A 2,438-nucleotide genomic window follows, 5' to 3' on the forward strand; every position below is an offset into this window, starting at 1 on the left:
AGACCTTGACCGAAGATTGGCAATTGAGCAAAAAATTGCCTGGTGTTGAGACCGTAGTGCTCAAAGAAAGTCAGGTGATGGCACTGTTGGCTCCCTTGGCTTACTGGATGCATGAACACAAACCCTCGGGATTAGTCAGTGAAGCAGAGGTTAGAGAAAAACTAGCCGAAATCCATGGGGAGTTGAATGATGAGGACCCAGATTCCCAGAGCGTGCAGTCGCAAATTAATGATTTTTTGCTGAGGGTCAGAGAAACAACCGGTTTGTTTGTCGAACGTGCCCCTGGTAGTTATGGGTTTATGCATCTAACCTTTGAAGAATATTTTGCTGCTCGGTATATTGCTGATAATGATGTTAGTGATATTCTCGATATTATTAATTCCCATCGATATGAAGCCCGTTGGCATGAACCAATTTTGTTAGCGTTAGGGTATTTGGGGAGTGAGAATCCCAGACGGATTAATAAGTTAGTTCCAAAGTTGTTTAAACCCTTAGATGACTATGATCCTAGGATTGACTATGGGGAAATTAAGATTAGAAAGAATTTATCAAAGGGCGTTGGTGATTCTAAGTATGATTTTGCCCCCCTAGCCCCCCAATTTTGGGGGGAACAAAACTCTCAAAGTCCCCCAGCGAGGGATTGCTCGCTGGGGGATTTAGGGGGCTTGACCAACACCAAACAATCGCGCATTCATACTTCAATTCAGCAACGCCCATCAAAAGATGTGGTTTTAGTTTGGCCAGTCTTAGGGGAAGATTCAACGGTTTCATATCAGGAGTCACCATCGGTATTGCAGGATTTACTGTTTGCCGGTCAAGTTTTGGCTGATGTTGATGTCAACAGTAAGATTCGAGCCAGGGTGATTCAGCAGTTAGTCTCGACTTACTTGGGGTTAGATGAATACTTCGATAATAAAGAAACGATTAAGGTATTGTTGAGCAGGCTACGGGATATTGAAAGGTTTAATCAGAAGGATGAAGTAATTAAGTGTCTCAAAGAAGCGGCTAATAATTTAACGAATACTATAAACCTAAGTGAAAAGAGATGGGTAAAGACTCACTTAGGGAGTTTATACTTAGGTTGTGGTCAAGCTGGAGAAACCTTAGTTAGTGGTGTAAATGAATTTATTAAACAGCTAGTTAACCAGCCAGAGCCTAGACTATTGGATAATCTTATAGATTTGGTGACAGAACTAGGGGAAGAAATGACCCCAGCTCTGGAAGCAACCAGACAACATCCGATTCGGGATCAGCGAAGTCAACAAGCCATAGAAATTGTAACAGCACTGTCTTACATCCGCCCGGATAACTATGATCAGGCTATTAGGATTTTAGAGGATATTAATCAACAGCAAAATAGTTCAATCAAAGGTTACATTGCTTGGGTAATAGCTACCTGTTACCGGAAAAAGGAAGACTATGATAAAGCGATCGCATACCACCAAAAAAGCCTTGACATCTATGACCAGTTGGATAAACAAAAGAATGTCGCCAATCAGTGGTTTTTGCTAGCTTTTTGTTATCGAAACTGGGGCAGATATCAGCAAGCTGTTGATTGTCAACTCAAAGACTTAGAAATGCCTCAGCAGCTTGATGACCAACCAAGGATAGCATTAGCCTACTGGAACTTAGGTATAATCTATCAATATTGGGGTAAGTATGATCAAGCGATCGCATACTACCAACAAAGCCTTGACATCTATGACCAGTTGGATAAACAAAAAGATGTCGCCAATCAGTGGTATAACCTAGCTGATTGTTATCGAGACTGGGGTAAATATCAGCAAGCGGTCGATTGTCAACTTAAAGACTTAGAAATGCGTCAGCAGCTTGATGACCAATCAGATGTAGCATTAGCTTACTATCAGCTTGGTAGAATTTATCAAGATTGGGGTAAGTATGAGCAAGCTATACGATACCACGAACAAAGCCGTGACCTTTATCACCAGTTGGATTTACAAAAAGATGTCGCCGATTCATGGTATTGGCTAGCTGATTGTTATCGAGAATCGGGCAGATATCAAGAAGCTGTGGATTGTCAACTCCAAGACTTAGCTATCATTCAGCAGCTTTATCACCAACCGTGGATAGCATTAGCCTACTGTCAGCTCGGTAGAATCTATCAAGCTTGGGGTAAGTATTCCGATGCGATCGCATACTACCAACAAAGCCGTGACCTTTATCACCAGTTGGATAAACAAAAGGATGTAGCCAATCAGTGGTGTTGGCTAGGTGATTGTTATCGAAAATTAGACGATTACACCAAAGCCATTGACCATTACCAGCAAAGCCTAAATCTCCATCAACAAATCGGTCAAAATGAATATATTGCTAATCGGTATCGAAACATTGGTAATAGCCAACGCCTCCTAGCCAGAAATACTCCAGACACAACCCAAGCCCTCCACTTACTCAGCCAAGGGGAGCAAAGTATTGGA

General features: G+C 41.9%; 1 protein-coding gene. It reads left to right on the forward strand.

Going from position 1 to position 2,438, the window contains the following annotated elements; translation table 11 throughout:
- A partial coding sequence (locus F6K49_RS41460; RefSeq protein ID WP_293106969.1) for a tetratricopeptide repeat protein occupies positions 1 to 2,438 on the forward strand: 2,438 nt, incomplete at both ends.

Source organism: Moorena sp. SIO3I6 (assembly GCF_010672095.1).